This is a genomic window from Azospira sp. I09, from assembly GCF_009177135.1.
In the GTDB taxonomy this organism is placed as follows: Bacteria; Pseudomonadota; Gammaproteobacteria; order Burkholderiales; family Rhodocyclaceae; genus Azospira; species Azospira oryzae.
Genome location: NZ_AP021845.1, coordinates 343,840 through 361,550 on the forward strand (window position 1 = coordinate 343,840; position 17,711 = coordinate 361,550).

At 62.3% G+C, this 17,711-nt stretch carries 17 protein-coding genes; 9 read left to right on the plus strand and 8 right to left on the minus strand.

Annotated elements, in window-relative coordinates:
• Positions 1–22 precede the first annotated feature (22 nt).
• Positions 23–1,447: an efflux transporter outer membrane subunit gene (locus AZSP09_RS19615; protein ID WP_028699135.1), complete on the minus strand. Its 1,425-nt coding sequence runs from the start codon at positions 1,445–1,447 to the stop codon at positions 23–25.
• A gap of 109 nt (positions 1,448–1,556) precedes the next feature.
• On the opposite strand from AZSP09_RS19615, the gene AZSP09_RS19620 reads away from it, so the two are divergent.
• From AZSP09_RS19620 to tnpC, 8 genes are all read left to right on the plus strand, one after another.
• A complete protein-coding gene (locus tag AZSP09_RS19620) occupies positions 1,557–2,192 on the plus strand; it encodes a TetR/AcrR family transcriptional regulator (RefSeq protein WP_004883078.1) in 636 nt (211 codons plus the stop codon).
• Entirely contained in the window at positions 2,192–3,358 is a 1,167-nt protein-coding gene (locus AZSP09_RS19625; RefSeq protein WP_023123862.1) for an efflux RND transporter periplasmic adaptor subunit, read from the plus strand. The genes AZSP09_RS19620 and AZSP09_RS19625 overlap by 1 nt, the downstream gene beginning before the upstream one ends.
• Before the next feature lie 22 nt (positions 3,359–3,380).
• Positions 3,381–6,497 (plus strand): efflux RND transporter permease subunit, encoded by a 3,117-nt coding sequence (locus AZSP09_RS19630; protein ID WP_004883075.1) that lies wholly within the window; start codon positions 3,381–3,383, stop codon positions 6,495–6,497.
• A 190-nt stretch (positions 6,498–6,687) separates the two neighbouring features.
• A complete protein-coding gene (locus tag AZSP09_RS19635; RefSeq protein WP_004883073.1) occupies positions 6,688–7,023 on the plus strand; it encodes a DMT family transporter in 336 nt (111 codons plus the stop codon).
• The gene (locus AZSP09_RS19640) at positions 7,024–7,620 is read left to right on the plus strand and encodes a DUF3313 family protein (protein WP_232058921.1); all 597 of its coding nucleotides are present in this window, start codon (positions 7,024–7,026) and stop codon (positions 7,618–7,620) included. It abuts the gene before it with no gap.
• A gap of 61 nt (positions 7,621–7,681) precedes the next feature.
• The gene (gene tnpA / locus AZSP09_RS19645) at positions 7,682–8,083 is read left to right on the plus strand and encodes an IS66-like element accessory protein TnpA (RefSeq protein ID WP_152091296.1); all 402 of its coding nucleotides are present in this window, start codon (positions 7,682–7,684) and stop codon (positions 8,081–8,083) included.
• Positions 8,080–8,412, plus strand: a complete 333-nt coding sequence (gene tnpB / locus AZSP09_RS19650) for an IS66 family insertion sequence element accessory protein TnpB (RefSeq protein ID WP_152091297.1) — start codon at positions 8,080–8,082, stop codon at positions 8,410–8,412. Before tnpA ends, tnpB begins: the two co-directional genes overlap by 4 nt.
• An 82-nt stretch (positions 8,413–8,494) precedes the next feature.
• Positions 8,495–10,003: an IS66 family transposase gene (gene tnpC, locus AZSP09_RS19655; protein ID WP_152091298.1), complete on the plus strand. Its 1,509-nt coding sequence runs from the start codon at positions 8,495–8,497 to the stop codon at positions 10,001–10,003.
• Positions 10,004–10,031: 28 nt separating this feature from the next.
• On the opposite strand, the gene AZSP09_RS19660 is transcribed toward tnpC, so the two are convergent.
• Positions 10,032–10,340: a hypothetical protein gene (locus tag AZSP09_RS19660; RefSeq protein ID WP_152091299.1), complete on the minus strand. Its 309-nt coding sequence runs from the start codon at positions 10,338–10,340 to the stop codon at positions 10,032–10,034.
• Positions 10,341–10,677: 337 nt separating this feature from the next.
• Here AZSP09_RS19660 and AZSP09_RS19665 point away from each other — a divergent pair, with 337 nt between their 5' ends.
• Positions 10,678–12,132 (plus strand): patatin-like phospholipase family protein, encoded by a 1,455-nt coding sequence (locus AZSP09_RS19665; protein ID WP_196636953.1) that lies wholly within the window; start codon positions 10,678–10,680, stop codon positions 12,130–12,132.
• Here AZSP09_RS19665 and AZSP09_RS19670 read toward each other — a convergent pair.
• The 6 genes from AZSP09_RS19670 to AZSP09_RS19705 all read right to left on the minus strand — a co-directional run bounded on the left by AZSP09_RS19670 (position 12,125) and on the right by AZSP09_RS19705 (position 17,700).
• A complete protein-coding gene (locus AZSP09_RS19670) occupies positions 12,125–14,107 on the minus strand; it encodes a relaxase/mobilization nuclease domain-containing protein (RefSeq protein WP_004883068.1) in 1,983 nt (660 codons plus the stop codon). The two genes, AZSP09_RS19665 and AZSP09_RS19670, sit on opposite strands and share 8 nt — an antisense overlap.
• 436 nt (positions 14,108–14,543) lie before the next feature.
• Entirely contained in the window at positions 14,544–15,143 is a 600-nt protein-coding gene (locus AZSP09_RS19680) for a S26 family signal peptidase (protein ID WP_004883067.1), read from the minus strand.
• Positions 15,140–15,685: a DUF2840 domain-containing protein gene (locus tag AZSP09_RS19685; RefSeq protein WP_004883064.1), complete on the minus strand. Its 546-nt coding sequence runs from the start codon at positions 15,683–15,685 to the stop codon at positions 15,140–15,142. The genes AZSP09_RS19680 and AZSP09_RS19685 overlap by 4 nt, the downstream gene beginning before the upstream one ends.
• Positions 15,682–15,957, minus strand: a complete 276-nt coding sequence (locus tag AZSP09_RS19690) for a hypothetical protein (RefSeq protein WP_004883063.1) — start codon at positions 15,955–15,957, stop codon at positions 15,682–15,684. Before AZSP09_RS19690 ends, AZSP09_RS19685 begins: the two co-directional genes overlap by 4 nt.
• On the minus strand, positions 15,954–16,592 hold the full coding sequence (gene parA, locus AZSP09_RS19695; RefSeq protein ID WP_004883061.1) for a ParA family partition ATPase: 639 nt from the start codon (positions 16,590–16,592) through the stop codon (positions 15,954–15,956). Before parA ends, AZSP09_RS19690 begins: the two co-directional genes overlap by 4 nt.
• 265 nt (positions 16,593–16,857) lie before the next feature.
• Positions 16,858–17,700, minus strand: coding sequence for a replication initiator protein A (locus AZSP09_RS19705; RefSeq protein ID WP_004883059.1), 843 nt, complete (start codon positions 17,698–17,700; stop codon positions 16,858–16,860).
• Between the last annotated feature and the right edge of the window lie 11 nt (positions 17,701–17,711).

A 17,711-nucleotide genomic window follows, 5' to 3' on the forward strand; every position in this document is an offset into this window, starting at 1 on the left:
TGCGTTCTTCCAACTCAAGGACTCAGGGTGAAGATTGCAGATTCACATGCTCTGGCGAACCAGAAAGCGCTTTAGCGAGAACACCCCATTGCACGGCTGCGTCGGCGCGAGCACGGACCAGAGCCGCTCGCTGGGACAAGGTGCCACGCTCCGCTTCTGCAACAACGGTCGCATCCACCTGTCCCGCCTCAAAGAGGCGTCGACTGCGGTCAAGGAGTCGATCAGCGACGACAAGACCATCGACCTGATGCTGCAGAGAAGTCCGCTGGGTCTGCCAGCCCAGATAAGCGTTCTCCACATCCTGAAGCGCAAGCAAAACCGTGCGTTCCAGGTCAGCCTGTGCGCCGCGACTGCGTGCTGAGCCCTCGTCGATTCCCGCTTGTATTGCTCCACCGTCAAAGATCGGAAGCGTCACACCCAAGCCCAGAGAGAAAATGTTCCCTGCCACACGTGTTCCGTTGTTCTCGAAGCGTTGGCGCCCACCACTCAAATCGAGCACAAGTTTGGGGAACCGCTCGCCTTCTGCTGCGTTCCATCGCGCCGTCGCCGCTGCAAGACGCGCCTGCGCGGCTCTGACGTCGGGGCGCTGCTGCAGCAATTCGCCTGGCACGCTTCTGGGAGTCCAATCGGGCATGGTGAGAGAGGCAAGCGCAGGACCGCTGCCAAGCGCCCCCGGAATCCGGCCAACGAGCACATCCAAGGCATGCGTTGCTTCGCCGCGTACGCGTCGCAACTGCTCTTGCTCCACCCGGAGGGCGATGACCTCGGAACGCGTGCGTTCAATGTCAAAGCCCGTAGCTTGACCTGCCTTGAACTTCTGCTCTGTCAGACGCTCAAGGCGCTCGGCGACTTGAAGTCGCTCTTTTGCCAGATCTTCCAGCTCTGCCGCCTGCCGCTGCTGCAGTGCAGCGGACACTGTCTCAAAGGCGATCTGCCAACGTGTCGCGAACCAGTTCTGTTCGACAGCAACTGCGTCCATCCGTGCGCCATCAGCGGCATGCGAGAGGCGGCCCGCTAGATCAACTTCCCATGAAGCCGACAGCGGAAGCCTGGCATCGCTGCTGATGGTCGGTGCCAAAGAAAAGTCGCGCGCGCGCGTTGCTTGGGGCGTGAGCGCCAAGCTAGGGAACATTGAAGCGCGTGTACGTCGGGTGATCGCCACAGCTTCATCAATCCGCGCTCTTGCAATAGCGAGATCGGTGTTGTGCTCCAGCGCGTTGCGCACCAGCGCGTCAATCAGCGGATCACCGTACGCCGTCCACCACTCGGCCGGGAGTGCTTGTGCTGGCACCTGCTGCACAGCCAGACCCGCTTCGTTCATGAATTTGGCCGGAACCTCAACGCGTGATGTCTCCACCCTGTGAGGCGAGTGGCTGCACGCGGCGAGAAGCGTGATCGATAGGAATGCAACAGCAGTAAGGCCGCGGCGGGCGTAGGGATCGGACATGTTGAGCCACTAGGTTGTGAATTGAGGAGGCCGTCTTGACGGGCATAGTTCATGGCGTGTACTATACCGTCCAGACGGTTCAAAAATCAAGCATCTTTGGAGTTTCACCATGGCAACTCGTATGAAATCAAGCCCAGAGGAGTCGCATTCGGCGGACAACGGCGCTGAAGCCCCCTCCATCTCTAAGAAAGCGCAACAAACACGGGAGCGCATCCTTCAAGCTGCGCGTGACGTAGTCATGGAGGGAGGTGCCGGGCACCTAACGCTTGACGCGGTCGTTGCACGGGCAGGAATTTGCAAAGGTGCGTTCCTGTACCACTTCAAGACCAAGCGCGATCTGCTCCTCACGATGATTGATGACCAGGTCTCGGCGTTTGATGGCGGGCAGGAAGAGCGAGAGCTGCCATTCGTCGGCGATCCAGACCCTTGGCTATCCAGCCAGGTCTCGGCTATGCCTGACGGCGGGATGCAAAAGATGAGCGCTGCATTGCTGGCGGCCGTGGCTGAAGACCCCACGCTGCTTGAGCCTGTGCGCGGCTGGTACCGCAGGCAGTACGAGAACGCGAGCAAATCTCCACGCGGCACCGATATCGCCGGAATCGTTCTATTTGCCTTGGACGGAGTCTTCCTCGCCGAAATGATGGGTTTTCCGACGTTTGCTGCCGAAGACCTTTCTCGACTCATGCACACCCTCCAGGCGCTCGCCCGCGGCGAACTGGAACTCACCCCTATTGATAAACGCTGATGAAAGGCCTTCCCGTGTCTTGCACTCCCTTTAAATCCCAGTCCTGGCAAATGCAGAAAGTCGGCCTCGCGTTTGTTCTGCTCGCATCGCTTGCCGGCTGTGGTAGTCAGAAGGAGCCTGCTTCCGATCCACCGCGAGCGGTCAAGCTGCTCACGGTGGGGGATGTAGGTTCTGTGGCCAATCGCATTGAATTGAGTGGTCTAGCTCGCTCCAGTGAGCGGAGTACCTTGGGGTTCGAGACTGGCGGGCGTATCAGCAAGCTTCATGTGGACGTGGGAGATCGCTTCTCTCGCGGACAGCTTCTGGCTGAGTTGGATGTTCAGCCCGAGCAACTCCGCCTAGAACAGGCTCGGGCGACACTCGCTGCTGCGGAAGCCGCATTGGCAGACAGAATCGTGCAGACAACGCAGCAAAGGGGGCTGCTTGAGGGCAACGTAATCTCCCCGGCTGCATTCGAGAGTGTGAAAGCACAGTTGGTTGCAGCTGAAGGCCAGGTGCGCAATGCAAAGGCCGCATTCGGCCTTGCCGAGCGTGCGCGAAGGGGGGCCGCCATTCATGCGCCATTCGACGGCGTCGTCGCGGAGAAACTCGCTCTGCCGTTCACAGATATTGCAGCCGGAGCGCCGGTGCTTCAAGTGGATGGACTACGCAGCGGCGTAGAAGTCCTTGCGACTGCATCGACGACCCAGGCGGCAAATATCAAAATTGGGCAGGTCGCCGAACTGCGCCTGAGCGAGTCAGCAAGTCCCGTTCGTGCTTCGGTACAACGCATCGGCTTGCGTGCTGAAAATGGCTCACTTTTACCTGTCGTGCTCGTTCCTCAAGATGCTACTCTTGCGCGCAGTCTTCGACCCGGGTCTGCCGTTCAAGTATTGCTGAAGGCACCGGAAGCGAAGGATGCCTCACCAGATCGTCTGATGCTTCCCTATTCGGCACTGGTGCTCAGTGAGAAAGCAGGACAAGCCGCAGTGTTTGTATATGACGTGACCGGAAAGAAGGTGCACCGCCGGGAAGTGCAATTCCAGAGCGAGCCAGGCGGCGACAACGTTCGCGTTGTGGGCGGCCTGAAGCGCGGCGAGATGGTAGTCGCGGCTGGCGCGAGTTGGCTGACGAACGAGCAACAAGTCACCCCACTCAAGGCCACGACCCAATTGGCCGGACGCTGACCCGCTACAGGAAGACTTCGCTATGAAGATCACAGAAATGGCGCTGCGCGCCAGCAGACTCACCTACCTTGCCGCGGTCATCATTCTTGTTGCCGGCATTGCCACGTTTCTCAATTTCCCTTCGCAGGAAGAGCCATCGGTCACGATTCGAGATGCGGTTGTTGCCGTTCTGAACCCTGGCATGCCAGCCGAACGTGTTGAGCAGTTGATCGCGCGTCCGATCGAGGAGCGTTTGCGGGAGCTGGCCGAGGTCAAGCGTGTAACCACAACCGTTCGCGCGGGCGGGGCCGTCATACAGGTCACGATCTGGGAGCGGTACACCGACCTAGCCCCCATATGGCAGCGCGTTCGCGCGAAGGTTGCCGATGCTCAGCCTCTGCTTCCACAGGGTACGTTGGGGCCATTTGTCAACGACGACTTCGGCCGTGTTGCCGTGGCCTCCATTGCGGTGACCGCGCCGGGCTACTCCATGGGCGAAATGCGTGTGTCGTTGAAAGAGATGCGCGATCGCCTATACGCGCTTCCCGGCGTTGATCGCATCAGCTTCTACGGCTTGCAGGAAGAGCGCGTCTATCTCGAATTTGATCGACCAAAACTAGCCCAGCTTGGATTGACCCCACAAGGGGTGATCGATCAACTCGTTAAACAAAACGTCGTGCTTTCAGGCGGGCAAATCGCCATCGGTGGCATCAACGCTTCGCTGGCTGTTAGTGGAGAGGTTCGCGACGCCGCTTCGCTGCGCGCGTTGCCGATCATGATGGCGCAAGCTCAGGGTGCGCGCGGTGCTTCGCCTGCTCCTTCAATCTCACTGGGAGAGCTTGCGCGCGTGCAGGTACAACCTGCAGATCCTCCCGAGTCTGCTGCAGTCTATAAGGGCCAGCCTGCCGTAGTGATGGCAGTGTCCATGACCTCGGGCCAGAACGTGGAGCAATTCGGCGTAGCCCTCAAATCCCGTGTGGCCGAGCTTGAGAAACTTCTGCCCGCAGGTTTCGAGCTCTCCTATGTGACATTCCAGGCAGACGTCGTCAAACGTGAAATGGGCAAGATGAACCAGGTGATGATCGAAACGATTGTCATCGTGCTCGGCGTCGTCGTCCTTTTCCTGGGATGGCGCACAGGATTCATCGTCGGGATGATCGTGCCGCTTACCATTCTGGGGGCACTGATCGTGATGCGCGCGCTGAACATCGAGCTGCAAAGTGTTTCGATGGCAGCCATCATCATCGCTTTGGGGCTCTTGGTAGACAACGGCATCGTGATTGCCGAAGACATTGAACGGCGCTTGGCAGCCGGTGAAGACCGCAAACAGGCTTGTCTCGAAGCGGGTCGTACCCTCGCACTGCCGCTGCTGACGTCCTCATTGGTTATCGTCATCGCCTTCTCCCCGTTCTTCTTCGGCCAGAGTGCGACGAGTGAGTATCTGCGCTCTCTCGTCATTGTCCTCGCGCTCACGTTACTCGGATCTTGGCTGTTGTGTCTGACCGTCACTCCACTGCTGTGCTACCACTTCACCAAAGTGCATCATCAACCGGCGAATGACGCGCAAACCTACAACACACGCTTCTATCGCGGCTATCGCAAGTTGCTTGAGTGGGTGCTTGACCACAAGGCGATCTACGTTGGTGTGATGACGGGTGCATTGGCCGTAGCTCTGTACGGATTCACGACACTGCCATACGACTTCTTGCCGAAGTCCGACCGAGTTCAATTCCAAATACCGGTGCAGCTCGCCCCTGGAACGGATTCACGGCTCACTCTTGCCAAAGTGAAGGAAGTGAGCGGCTGGCTCGGTGATCAAGAAATCAACCCCGAAATCACGGATCACATTGGCTACGTCGCTGACGGTGGGCCGCGCTTCATCCTTGGGCTCAATCCCCCATTGCCAGCATCGAACATCGCGTACTTTGTCGTGACGGTCAAGGCAGGCACCAACATTGACGTCGTGATTGCCCGAACTCGGGCTTACTTCGCGCAGCATCATGGAGATGTACGCGCAGAGCCTCAGCGGTTCTCGCTAGGCACTACCGAAGCCGGCACAGCCGTCTACCGGGTCAGTGGGCCGGATCATGAGGTGCTGATGAATGCGGCGGCGAAAATTGAGTCCGCGCTACGGGAGCTGCCAGGTACGGCCAACATCAAGAACAACTGGGATACCCGTGTCGGCCGTCTCGATGTTCGGGTCGATCAAGATCGTGCGCGACGTGCTGGCGTCACCACCGACGACATAGCTGCCTGGCTTGGCACCCGCTACATCGGCCAGTCGATCTCTGTGATCCGAGATGGCGATACCAGCGTGCCAATCGTGATGCGCGGGACGTCCAATGATCGGCGCAGCACTGCGGACGTTGGTTCGACGACCATCTATCCAGCGTCGGGTGGCCAGCCGGTTTCCCTGGCGCAAGTGGCCGATGTCACGCTCGCTAGCGAGCCGTCTGTGATCCAGCGCCGCAATCTCATTCGTACAGTCACAGTTCAGGGGCAGAACACCGCATACACCGCGCAAGAGATCGTGGATCACCTCGCACCTCGGATCGCCGCAATTGAACTACCTGCAGGCTATGCCATAGAGCTTGGTGGAGAAATTGAGGAATCGGCTGAATCGAATGCATCGCTCACGCACTACATGCCGTTCGCTCTTCTGGCGATGTTGCTGCTATTCATCTGGCAGTTCAACTCCTTCCGCAAGCTGATCGTGATTCTCGCAACGATTCCCTTCACGTTGATTGGGGTCGTGATTGCACTGAAGGCAACAGGCACTCCTTTCAGCTTCATGGCGACATTCGGGGTGCTTGCGCTGTTCGGAATCATCGTCAACAACGCCGTTCTTCTGCTCGAACAAATTGAACACGGCCTCTCGGAAGGTCTCGCCCGACATGAAGCCCTGGTGGGAGCTGCGATGCAGCGGCTGCGTCCAATCGTGATGACCAAGGTGACCTGTATCGCGGGTCTCGTGCCCCTGATGTTGTTTGCGGGGCCGCTGTGGAAGGGCATGGCCATCGGCATGATCGGTGGTCTCGCACTTGGCACGCTCGTGACGCTTGGCCTGATTCCGTTGCTCTACGAGGTGCTGTTCGGAATGAAGTGGCCGGGCAGCAAACGGAGTCACGAGGCGGTACAACAACCAGTGCAACCGGTCTGATCCCTCAGCGTAACTGTCCACACGCTTCCCCCGATCTCTCTCGTGGCCGGAGAGATCGGGGAGACAGATTCTCGCCATCAGAGAGTTTAAGAAGAAATCAGAAGCAGAGCGAATTGACCGCCTACTGCCTATTCTTTGATGCTTTGATGCTTTGATAATCAATTTTCACTGAATAGATTTGGAGAAATATATGAACCCGTTGTCATGGAATCCATGGTTGGTTCTACTGATTGCCGGCCTGTTCGAAATCGGTTGGCCACTAGGCCTCAAGATGGGTGCGGCCAATGCAGCGATGCGCTACGTGGGGCCGGCGATTGCAGTTGCCTGTATGGCAGCCAGCGGCTTTTTCCTATGGTTATCTCTTAAACAGATCCCCATAGGAACAGCTTATGCGGTCTGGACCGGCATCGGTTCGCTGGGCGCGTTTTTCGTGGGCGTGTATGTGTTCGGCGATACCGCCTCCTTGATACGTTGGGTTGGAATTGCGCTGGTTGTTGCTGGCATCGTCTGTCTGAAAATGGGATAAATGAAAATATATATGAAACGCCCTATTTCATTAATCCATTTTGTGCTGCTGGCAGGCCTCACGGCAACCTTATCTGGCTGTGCTTCAAACGGAATGACTCGATCAGGGTTTCTTGGTGATTACGATGTATTGGGAAAAACGAAGTACGAAAATGTTCTGCTCTTCAAGGCGCCAGGCTTTGAACCCAGTCGTTACCGGGAAATATTAGTCGAGGATGCTCAGGTAGTGACGGCAACTGGACGCATAGGTGGGCTTGAAGCTGAGCAAGTGCGAGAGCTTCTCGATCACGTCAACAGTGAACTGCGACATCTCCAAACTAAGTCCGAAGCTCCCGCATCGTCAGGCCGCATACGTGTGCGTGTGGCAATTACGACCATTGAGACGCCCAATAGAGCAGTCAACACCCTAACGACGTTGCTTGTTGGACCAGTGACAACTGGGGGAGCTAGTTTGGAGTTTGAGGCAGTAGATGAACAAACAGATCGTCGGGTGGCTGCTGCTAGCTGCTTCGAGCACGGCAACGCTCTCGCGGATTTCAAAGGCTCCTACACACTGCTCGGGCATGCAAAGTCTGCAATCACCGTATGCGTCCGGTGAACCCATCTTGAAGCGAAGGCGGTAATCAAGGATCGTCCCCACGAAGGAGATCGTGGAGACGATGGAACGATTGATCGATGGAGAGCGCCGGTTGCGGCGCGAGTACAGCGCCGATTTCAAAGCGCTGGTTCTGCGGCAGACCCGGGAGCGTGGCGCGTCGGTCTCCGGTGTTGCCTTGAGTCATGGCCTGCATCCGAACATGGTGCATCGCTGGTTGCGCGAGCAGCGCCTGCTGCGGGAGAAGGCCTTGCCAGGCACGCCCGCCTTCGTGCCGCTGCCGGTTCAGTCGGTGGTTTCGCAGGAACGCGTTGCACTGCCTGTGACCCCTGCGCCGGCACCGGTGAGTGGCATATGCGAAGCGATCCACATTGAAGTCCAGCGCCACGGTACCACCGTCACGATGGACTGGCCGGTGACAGCGGCGGCGCAGTGCGCCCAGGCACTGCGCGAGCTGCTGCAGTGATCCGAATCGATGCGGCCTGGCTGGCCACGGCCCCGCTGGACATGCGTGCGGGCACCGACACCGCCCTGGCGCGGGTGATCACCACCTTTGGCGCGGCCCACCCGCACCACGCCTATGTCTTTGCCAACCAGCGTGCCAATCGGTTGAAGATTCTGGTGCACGACGGCGTGGGTCTGTGGCTGGCCGCGCGCCGGCTGCACCAGGGCAAGTTCGTCTGGGCGCCGCCGGGCAGCCCGAACGTGGCGCTGGAGCACGCCCAGCTCAATGCGCTGGTGCTGGGCCTGCCCTGGCGGCGCATGGGCTCACAAGGCGCCATCACTGTGGTCTGAATCTTCGATGTGCGGGTTGGCCACTGGCAATCGGGTGATGCGCCAATGGTCTTGCCCGGCACGCACAGGCACACTGCGCTTCATGGTGATCGACGAACAGGCCCTGGGCGAACTGGACGCAGAGCAACTGCGTGAGGTCAGCCAACGCCTGCTGGCCGAACTGCGCCACCAGCGCGCTCTGAACGAAAAGCTCGCCTACGAATGCGCGCTGCTCAAGCGGTTGAAGTTCGCGGCCAAGTCCGAGCGCCACAGCGCCGAGCAGCGCAACCTGCTGGAAGAAGAACTCGATGGCGATCTGGCGGCCGTCGAGCACGAGATTGAGCAACTGCGGCCGGCACCCGCTGCGACCGAGAGGCAGCAACCCAGGCGTGCACCGCTGCCGGCGAACCTGCCACGGCGCGAGATCCGCCACGAACCCACGACCACGACATGCCAGTGCGGTTGCCAGCTCAAACGCATCGGCGAAGATGTGGCCGAGAAGCTGGACTACGTGCCTGGCGTCTTCACCGTGGAGCGCCATGTCCGTGGCAGGTGGGCCTGCGCGAAGTGCGAGACCATTCAACAGGCGCCGGTCCAGGCGCACGTCATCGACAAAGGCATCCCGACGGCCGGCCTGCTGGCCCAGGTGCTGGTGGCCAAGTACGCCGACCACCAGCCGCTGTACCGCCAGGAGAACATCTTCGGCCGCGCCGGTCTGGCCATTCCAAGATCGACCTTGGCGCAATGGGTGGGCACCTGCGGCGCGCAGCTGCAGCCGCTGGTCGATGCCCTCAAGACTGAGGTGCTCGGGCACCGGGTGCTGCACGGCGATGAGACGCCGGTGGCCATGCTCAAGCCAGGCAACGGCAAGACACACCGGGCCTACCTGTGGGCCTATGCCCCGGGGGCGTTCGAGGAGATGCGCGGCGTGGTCTACGACTTCTGCGAGTCACGCGCCGGGGAACACGCCCGAGCCTTCCTGGGCGACTGGCGTGGCAGCCTGATTTGCGACGACTACGTTGGGTACAAAGCCAGCTTCGCTCAAGGCGTCACAGAAGCGGGTTGCCTGGCTCACGCCAGGCGCAAGTTCTTCGACCTGCACGCGGCCAACAAGAGCCAGATCGCCGAGTTCGCCCTGACGCAGTTCGCGCGGGTCTACGAGATCGAACGGACCGTCCAGGACACACCGGCACCCCAGCGGCTGCAGATGCGCCAGCAGCACAGCCGGCCGATACTGGACGCCTTGCACGCGTGGATGGTGCTGCAACGCCAGCAGGTAGCGGGTAACTCGGCCACGGCCAAGGCCCTGGACTACAGCCTCAAACGCTGGGCGGCGCTCACGCGATTCATTGATGACCCGCAACTGCCGGCGGACAACAACTGGATCGAGAACCAGATCCGGCCGATTGCCATCGGACGCAACAACTGGTTGTTTGCCGGCAGCCTACGCGCAGGCCAGCGGGCAGCTGCCGTCATGAGTCTGATCCAGTCAGCGCGCATGAACGGGCACGACCCGTATGCTTACCTCAAGGATGTGCTTGCCCGGCTGCCCACGCACAAGGCCAGCCGCATCGGCGAGCTCTTGCCGCACCGCTGGCAACCGGCGGACTAATCCTGGCCATCGACGCCAGGGGCCTTGTTCATCGGGTGGCTATCTTGCGCAGCAGCCCTGGGGAGACCTTCCAGTTCTGGCCTTCGTCGGTGTGCACGCTGGCGGTCTTCTTGTTCAGGCGCAGCACGATGCCGCTCTTGACGCTGCCATCGCTGGCCATGAACTGAACACGGTCGCCTTCGGCGAACTGCGCCAGCTCCACCGTGCTCCTGGCCTGAGCCAGCAGGTTCAAGCGTTCGACCACCATCCGGTTGAGGTACAGCAGGTCTTCTTCGCCCATGTGGCGCAGGGCTTGGGTAAACAACTCGCGGTCCAGAATCGTCTGCTTGGAATTCATCTTCGGTGCGCACCTCCACCGCTTGACGGCGGCTGTTCACCGGGAGTCTATGGCAGCGCGCACGCACCGCTGGCGTGCTGACCATCAACTCCTATCATGCGCAAGATGGGTTGGCCGGACGCATACCAATCACCACCTGCCTTGAACGGATCAATAGCGCTTGGAGAAGTGCTGGCTCGTGAATAGCTGCTATTCCATAACTTCGCGCGGATCGCGAGGAGCCTCATCAAGGGGATTCGTAGGGTGCCGTTCTTGTAACGTCTGCAGCATTCTGGAGTGGCTCTGCTTCGTCGCAAAATTGCCGGCGTTTCTCGTTCTTGTCTATTCGAAACGCTGCGTGGTGCTGCTTGCAGAGGTAAAGCGCCTGGAGGTGTGTAAATTCACACGATGGAGTTTGGCCGGTGTGCTGGCAACGGTAGTTCTGACAGGGTGTTCCACTTACCGTCCTTGGATCAACCCGACACTTTCCGACGCCGCCTTAATGTCTCTCGCCGAGAACGACCAACGCATCAGGCCGTCGGAGGTCAACCAACCGGTGGTTGTAGCGGTGACACTGTCAGGCGGGGGCGCTCGGGCGGCGGCCTTCGGCCTGGGCGTGCTGCGCGAACTCAAGGCCACACGCTTCGCGCTAGAGGGCCAGGAGACCACTCTGTTGGATCAGGTGTTCCTGGTCAGCGGAGTGTCGGGGGGCAGCATCCTTGCCGCGCACTTCGCGGCCTTCGGCGATGCCACGCTGACTCGTTTCGAGCCGGATTTTCTGCTTGTGCCTTTTGAGGGGCGACTCATACGTGAAGCTCTGTGGCCTGAGCGTCTTTATAGACTAACTTCACCTTGGTTTGGGCGCAGCCAGATCCTGGCTCAACGCTTGGACGAACTTTTTGAAGGCCGCACCTTTGGTGACGTGCGCCGACGACCGGGCGCGCCCGAACTGATGATCACGGCAACCGACCTCACGACCGGTGCCCCTTTCGATTTCACCACCGAGCAATTCCGGCTAATCTGTTCCGACCTCGATGCAACGCCGCTGTCTTTCGCGGTGGCGGCCTCGTCGGCAGTACCGCTGGTGCTGTCGCCCGTAACGGTGCGAAACAACGCCAATACCTGTCCGCCGCCTCTCCGATCTTTGCCTGTCAGAGGGCAAAATTACAGATCACGCATCCTGCAAAGCGGCATAGACAGCTACCTCAATGCGCACGATCGGCCCTATATCCACCTCGTGGACGGTGGTGTCTCCGACAACCTCGGCGTACGTCTGATGCTAGACCGGCTAGTAGCTTCGGGCTCAATGAGCGCCAATTTCTCGGAGGTCAAGCCCGGAAGCTTGCGCCGACTCGTGTTGGTGACGGTGAACTCCGAACGAGGACTGAGCGAGAGAGTGGACAGTAGCGACCGAGTTCCCAGCACGACGCAAGTACTTGAGTCGCTGATCTTCGGTGCCGGCGCTCGCGAGACCCAGGTGACGCTGGCCATGCTTAACGACGACCTGCAACACTGGCGTTCCGAGATTGTCCGCACCCGTGGCCAAGCGGACAGCCCCTTTGCGGCCGACGCAGAAATCTACGTAGTAAGCGTAAGTCTGAACGACGTGCCGGACGACAAGATCCGGCATTCGCTGCTGCGCGTGCCCACAGCCTTCACGATCGAGGCTACGGATGTCTTGGACCTGCAAACTGCGGGAGGCGAAGCACTGAGGCAATCCAAGGAGTTTATGGCATTGATTGAATCTCTAAGAAGAATCACAGCAGCCAAGCAGACTGCGCCTGGTACTCAGCTTCCCTTGATATCTAACTGATACCGATACTGGGCTTTCGTCCAAGTTCCCAAGAGGCACTTCCGCCGATAACCTTTGCGGCAAGCTGTTGTCCCAGTCGCGGCTCAATTACCGGCCGCCACGGCACAAGGCTGAACCCCATGCCGTCATCGAGCATCGCGTAGCGCCCGCTGGCGAGCATAATGGAACGCCGGTAGATACCGGCTACGCGCTGCCCGTCGGCCACCGGGCGATGCTCTAGGCCGGTTTCCGCCGCAATGTCTTTCGCGGCCTGCACTAGTTCCCGATTGCGTAGCGTGCCCAGCAGGTTGCGCGCGAGGATGACGCGCTGCCCGCGGCGCTGTGCCAGCCCCTGTTCTTCGAGGAAATCGGCTCGCTGCTGTATGGCCTGCTTGGTATCACCGCCAAAGCCCAAGTTGCCCAGCCCACGGCCACCGCCGATCAGTTGCTGGTCAAGCCAAGTCGCGCCGATGACGCGGGCCTGCCGTTCAATAGGAAGGTGTGATTTCAGCTCTACGGCTACATCGCCCAGCCGTTGCGCGTCGTATTGGCGGCCACGCTCGGCCAGGTCGTCCGGTACCTTCCATAGCCCTTCGGCCACGCGCTCCACGATGCAAGCCCGGCGCAGGGCTTCCAGCCGCCGGACATGAGCGGCGACGACTTCCTGCGGGTCGCGTCCGGGCGTAGCCCGGCCCTGCTCGATTACCAGGTGATGATCGGTGCGGTACAGGCCATCGCTCGCCAGCGAGGCGATGTTCTTGTCGGCCGTGCGCACCTCAGTCGAACCCTTCACCTCTACCACAGCGCCCGTGGGATAGTTCGCCAGTTCGTCGCGGGCGTTCAGTGCAACGTAGTGGGCCTTACCGTCCGTGCCGTCGATGATCAGATAGCCTCGGTCGTGCAACTCATCGGCAAGCCCCTTCGCGGCCACGCGGCCGATGAGGCTGCGACCATCGTCGCCCGGCTCGAACACCGCCAGCTCACGCGGCTGGCCGCTCATGGCCCGCTGCATCGTTCGGATGATGTCGCCACGCTCACCCAGGGCACGCAAGGTCTTCTCGGCATCGGCATGAATGGCCCAGGTGCCGGGCTGCACCTCGTCGGCTAGGCCCAGGCGCTGCAAGCGTTGCAGGCGGCCGATCAGCAGCAGGCGCTGGCGTTGCAACCTCGGCTCGTTGAGCCGTTCGACATGCACCCGGCCATCCTCGCCGGTCTCGCGCTGCAAGGTGCGATCCAGGCTCGTCCACCGCTCCTGTTCCACCTCGCGCCTCAAGGTCTGCTGAATCTCCAGTTCGGTGCGCGGCCCCAGCCACTCGGTCGCCAGCTCGGCGGCGCGATGGCGGAAGCCGTGGGCGATGTAGTCACCCGCGATGATGAGGTCTTTGCCGGTGTCGTCGCGCCCGCGCACGATCAGGTGGGTGTGCGGGTTGTCGGTGTTCCAGTGATCCACCGCCACCCAATCCAGCCGCGTGCCCAGGTCGGCTTCCATGCGGCTCACCAGATGCCGGGTGTAGGTGCGCAGGTCGTCCAGCTCGGCCCCGTCCTCGGGCGAGACGATGAAGCGGAAATGGTGCCGGTCGTCGGCGCAGCGTTCCTTGAAGGCGTCCAGATCGGCTTCGTCGGCCTGTGGCCCGTAGCCCCGGCCCGGTTCGCCATCGCGACCCGCGCCGTCGCGCTCGATGTAGCGCAGGTGCTTGGCGAGCGATTGCGGGCTGGCCCGCTGGTGATTGACCAGCAAGGTCTTGATGGTCACGCGCCGCGACATGGGCATTAGCTTCGCCCCGGCGAAGCGCGCCGCCGTGTGGCCACGTCCGAGCCGAGAGCCGGGCCGCTGGCCGGTGCCAGCCGCGCCAGGACGGCGTACTGCCGACTTGCCGCTGCTGGCTTTGCCGGCCTGCTTGAGCACCTTGGAAACGAAGCTCTGCCCCTGGCCCTTGCCCCGGTTCTTCGGGGCGCTGGGGCGCACGCGAAAGTCGTCGTCGCGGCTGTCGGTCATGGCTGCGCTCCCCGCAAGCTTGGGCGTGTCCTGTCGTGCGAAGCACGCGGACATGCCAGCATTGGCGCGACCCTCGCGCCAAACGCGGCACGGTGGCGAAGCCGCTCCGTGCCGCGTTCCCCCCATGTGCTGACTGGCTTTCGACGCGGCCAGGTGCCGCGTCCTTTTGTCTTGCCTTCCGCCTTTGCCCTTCGCTGTCGCTCCAGGCAACGGCGGCCCGGCGGCGCTGCTGCGTGAACAGACAGCGCGCCGGCGAAAGCGCCAATGGCCGCAGGCCGGGCGCGTTCGAGGCAAGACGCCTGAACGTTGGACGGCTGCGCCGGATGCTGCGCGACGTGCGGTGCGAATGCACCGGCACGACAGGCGCAGCGACACTGAAGCAGCCAGCAGAACGACATGCCCGATGGCACGTCAGAGCGCAGCGAATCGGCGGCCATCATGGGCGTATCTCCGGCCACACCGGATGCGCAACGCCGATCACGGCGGATGCGCTGACCGGGCCGAAATAGCGGCTGTCGAACGATGCTGGATTCGTCACGCTCAACAGGAGCAGTTCGCCCGGTTCAAGGCGGCGGCAAAGCTGCAAGGACGGCAGCGCCCGGCCCAGCCGGTCGGCGGGCAGTACGGCGGCCGAAGGCACGCCGTCGATGCGTACCTGACCGGCGACGATGCAGACGTGTTGCGGCGCGACCGCGCCCACACGTTTGAGCAGCGGAACGCGCGTCGGCAGGTAGCCGCGCTGCGCAGCGAGCGCGGCAGCCGTGGCCGGAAGCGGCACCAGCACGATGCTGTCCACGGACAACGGACGTGGCAGCGAGGCGGTGCGCGGGTCGAACGGGTCAATGCGATACCAGCCGACCGCCACGCTGTCGGACGGGTTGTAGGTCAGACGCGGCAGCGGCGACACGAAAGCCGCCCAGGCCAGCGCAGCGAAGCCGATGGCGGCCAGTGTCGCCAGCACGATGCGAGCGCGCAGGCGTGAGCGAGGACGCGGCGCCACGTCGGGCGCGTTGGGTGTGGTGGTCGGGGCGGTCATGGCAGCACCTTCCCGGCCAGCCAGGCGGTATGCCGCTCGGTGGTGTATTCAGGCAGCGCAAGGCGAGCCGCAAGACGGTTGCCCAGCGTGCGCCAGTACGCCGGCGACACGTCGATGGCAGCGATGCCCAGCGCCTCGATGCCGTCGATGCGCTCCAGCACGGCGCGCACGTTGGCATCGCCTTCGGTGTGTAGGAGCAAGCGCGCGCCCGGCTGAACACCGGGGATGCGCTGCGCCGCGTCCAGCGGTGTGCAAGCCTGCATCACCATGAGTTGCCAGCGGATCGTGCCGTAGTCGTTGGCCTGCCAGCGGATGCGGCAGAGCATCGCGCCCGGCAGGAACACCGCGCAGCGCCGCCAGCGGTCGAGCTGAAGCGTGCGCGCCGGTTCGCCGAAGCGCAGGTAGAGCTTGAAGCGATGTTCGAGGTAGGCCAGCGAAACGCGCGTCAGCGGCACATTGCCGGCCTGTCCGGCGAGTGCCGAAAGCGCAGGCAGCGGCGCAGCCGGTGCCGCGTTCGCGGCAGGCCAAGCGAATGCGTTCATGGTGTGTTCTCCGGCGGAAACTCCCGCTCCAGCAGGCCGCGCAGCAGGTCGGCCACGGTCACGCCTTGCGTGAAGGCCGACACCTTGATGCGCGCCCGCATGGCGGGCGTGATGTCGAGCGTGAGGCGGGCCGTGTAGAGGTCGCCTTTGCCCAGCGCGTCGGCATCGCCCTGACGAATCCACGCCTCGGCGTGCGGATTCGCGGGCGGACGTGCGCCGATGCCGACGCGCTTGCCCGTGCGTTTGCTGTTGGGTGGCTGCTGCGCTGTCATGTCGGCCACCGCAGCAGTTCGTCCACCAGGGCGGTGATTTCGCGGGCGGCGGCACTGTCGGGCGCTGTCTCGCGTGCGAGCCGGCCAGCGGCCACGCTGTCGGCGAAGACGATGCGCTGATGCACCTCCGAGCGCAGCGCGGGCAGCGGCTGTTCGGCGAGCGATTGCCGCGCCTCGCGCCCGATGATGGTGGTGCTGACGCGCCGGTTGATGACGAAGGCCGCGCGGAGCAGCGGCCGGAACACCTGCGCCTCGCGGATCAGCGAAACCATTTCCGAGCTGGCCCAGAGGTCGTAGGGGCTGGGCTGCACCGGGATCAGCACGCGCTCGGCCGCCAGCAGCGCGGAGCGCGCCAAGGCGGCGATGCGCGGCGGCCCGTCGATGATGACGTGATCGGCCCGCCTGGCGAGTTCTGGCGCTTCCTGATGCAGCGTTTCGCGTGCGAGGCCCACGGCGCTGAACAGCCGTGGCAAGCCTTGCTGGCTTCTGCGCTGCGTCCAGTCCAGGGATGAACCCTGCGGGTCGGCATCGAGCAGGACGACATGCTGGCCGCGCATCGCCAGTTCGCCCGCGATGTGCGTGGCGAGCGTGGTCTTGCCGACACCGCCTTTCTGGTTGAGCAGAGCGAGGATCATGGCGCGGCCCTCCCTGCTGGAAAGCCGGGCTTTACCTGCCGTGCAAAACGCTGTTCGCCGTGCCGTTTCTCGGTTGTCCACCGAAACGGCGCGCTTCTACTAAAAGTTATGTATTTCTTGTTAGGGAAGTTAGAGGGGCCGCAAACCCGCGCCGTTATTGGCTTTCCGGCGTTTTCGTACTCCTGATAGCACGATAGGCGTACTCCCGATAGCACGATACCCGGTACTCCTGATAGCACGAGGCCGTCCACACCTTTTCCACGAGTTATCCCCGTGCCGTGTGCAGCACGGGCCGGAAGGTCAGCAGTTCTTGTCCGTCGTCCGGCATTCGCTCGATGCCCAGGACGTAGCCGGGCAGCGACTGCCGCGCCACCAGGACGCGCAGGTCGTAAGCGAAGTCGGAGAAGCGCGCAGCGCTGCCCGACTTGCGGTGCAGGTGCCGGAAGTCGAATTGCCAGCCGCCCGGCTGCTTGCCGCCGTGCTTGCGCACCAGGCGGTACAGCCAGCGCTCGATCCCGCCCTTCAAGCGGAAATAGGCTGGGTCGATGGTCAGCACCAAGGCGGCATCGAGCACGCCCGCATAGAACCAGTCCGGCAGGATCAGTTCGATGCCCAGCGGCACGCCGCTGGCATCGGCCAGTTCCTTCCACTCGTTGATCCACGAGAAGCGATGCAATCGCCTTCCCGTGGTTTCGCGGATGGACGTGGCCACCGTGGTCGATTGCAGCCGGTCGAGCGCGGCTTTCAGGCGCAGGTAGTCGTTGAGAGACGTGCCGCGCCCGATGAAGCGCAGGATCTCGTAGGGAGTGGCGCGTATCCAGCGCGACGGGCGCAAGCCCGCGTCGCGCGCCTCCACGATCTGCGAGGCGGCCCAAATCAGCAGGTCGGCATCCCATATCGTTGCGATGCCGTGCTCCTGCGTACCCTCCACGCGGATGGTGATGCCGCCGGCGCGGAAGTCGATCGGCGCGGTACGCCGCGACTTCGCCAGCGAGAAGAACGGAAAGGCCATCAAGTCCTGGCTGTCGCGGGGTGCCATGTCGCCCGGCAGCGCGCGGAACAGGTCGAGCTGTTCGCGCTGCAAGGCTTGCCCTGGCGGGCTGGACATGGCGACGGCCA

Bases quoted from the DNA above. Each gene is read 5' to 3' on its own strand.
- AZSP09_RS19615 (WP_028699135.1), bottom strand. From the start codon at position 1,447: ATGTCCGATCCCTACGCCCGCCGCGGCCTTACTGCTGTTGCATTCCTA.
- AZSP09_RS19620 (WP_004883078.1), top strand. From the start codon at position 1,557: ATGGCAACTCGTATGAAATCAAGCCCAGAGGAGTCGCATTCGGCGGAC.
- AZSP09_RS19625 (WP_023123862.1), top strand. From the start codon at position 2,192: ATGAAAGGCCTTCCCGTGTCTTGCACTCCCTTTAAATCCCAGTCCTGG.
- AZSP09_RS19630 (WP_004883075.1), top strand. From the start codon at position 3,381: ATGAAGATCACAGAAATGGCGCTGCGCGCCAGCAGACTCACCTACCTT.
- AZSP09_RS19635 (WP_004883073.1), top strand. From the start codon at position 6,688: ATGAACCCGTTGTCATGGAATCCATGGTTGGTTCTACTGATTGCCGGC.
- AZSP09_RS19640 (WP_232058921.1), top strand. From the start codon at position 7,024: ATGAAAATATATATGAAACGCCCTATTTCATTAATCCATTTTGTGCTG.
- tnpA (WP_152091296.1), top strand. From the start codon at position 7,682: ATGGAACGATTGATCGATGGAGAGCGCCGGTTGCGGCGCGAGTACAGC.
- tnpC (WP_152091298.1), top strand. From the start codon at position 8,495: ATGGTGATCGACGAACAGGCCCTGGGCGAACTGGACGCAGAGCAACTG.
- AZSP09_RS19660 (WP_152091299.1), bottom strand. From the start codon at position 10,340: ATGAATTCCAAGCAGACGATTCTGGACCGCGAGTTGTTTACCCAAGCC.
- AZSP09_RS19670 (WP_004883068.1), bottom strand. From the start codon at position 14,107: ATGACCGACAGCCGCGACGACGACTTTCGCGTGCGCCCCAGCGCCCCG.
- AZSP09_RS19680 (WP_004883067.1), bottom strand. From the start codon at position 15,143: ATGACCGCCCCGACCACCACACCCAACGCGCCCGACGTGGCGCCGCGT.
- AZSP09_RS19685 (WP_004883064.1), bottom strand. From the start codon at position 15,685: ATGAACGCATTCGCTTGGCCTGCCGCGAACGCGGCACCGGCTGCGCCG.
- AZSP09_RS19690 (WP_004883063.1), bottom strand. From the start codon at position 15,957: ATGACAGCGCAGCAGCCACCCAACAGCAAACGCACGGGCAAGCGCGTC.
- parA (WP_004883061.1), bottom strand. From the start codon at position 16,592: ATGATCCTCGCTCTGCTCAACCAGAAAGGCGGTGTCGGCAAGACCACG.
- AZSP09_RS19705 (WP_004883059.1), bottom strand. From the start codon at position 17,700: ATGTCCAGCCCGCCAGGGCAAGCCTTGCAGCGCGAACAGCTCGACCTG.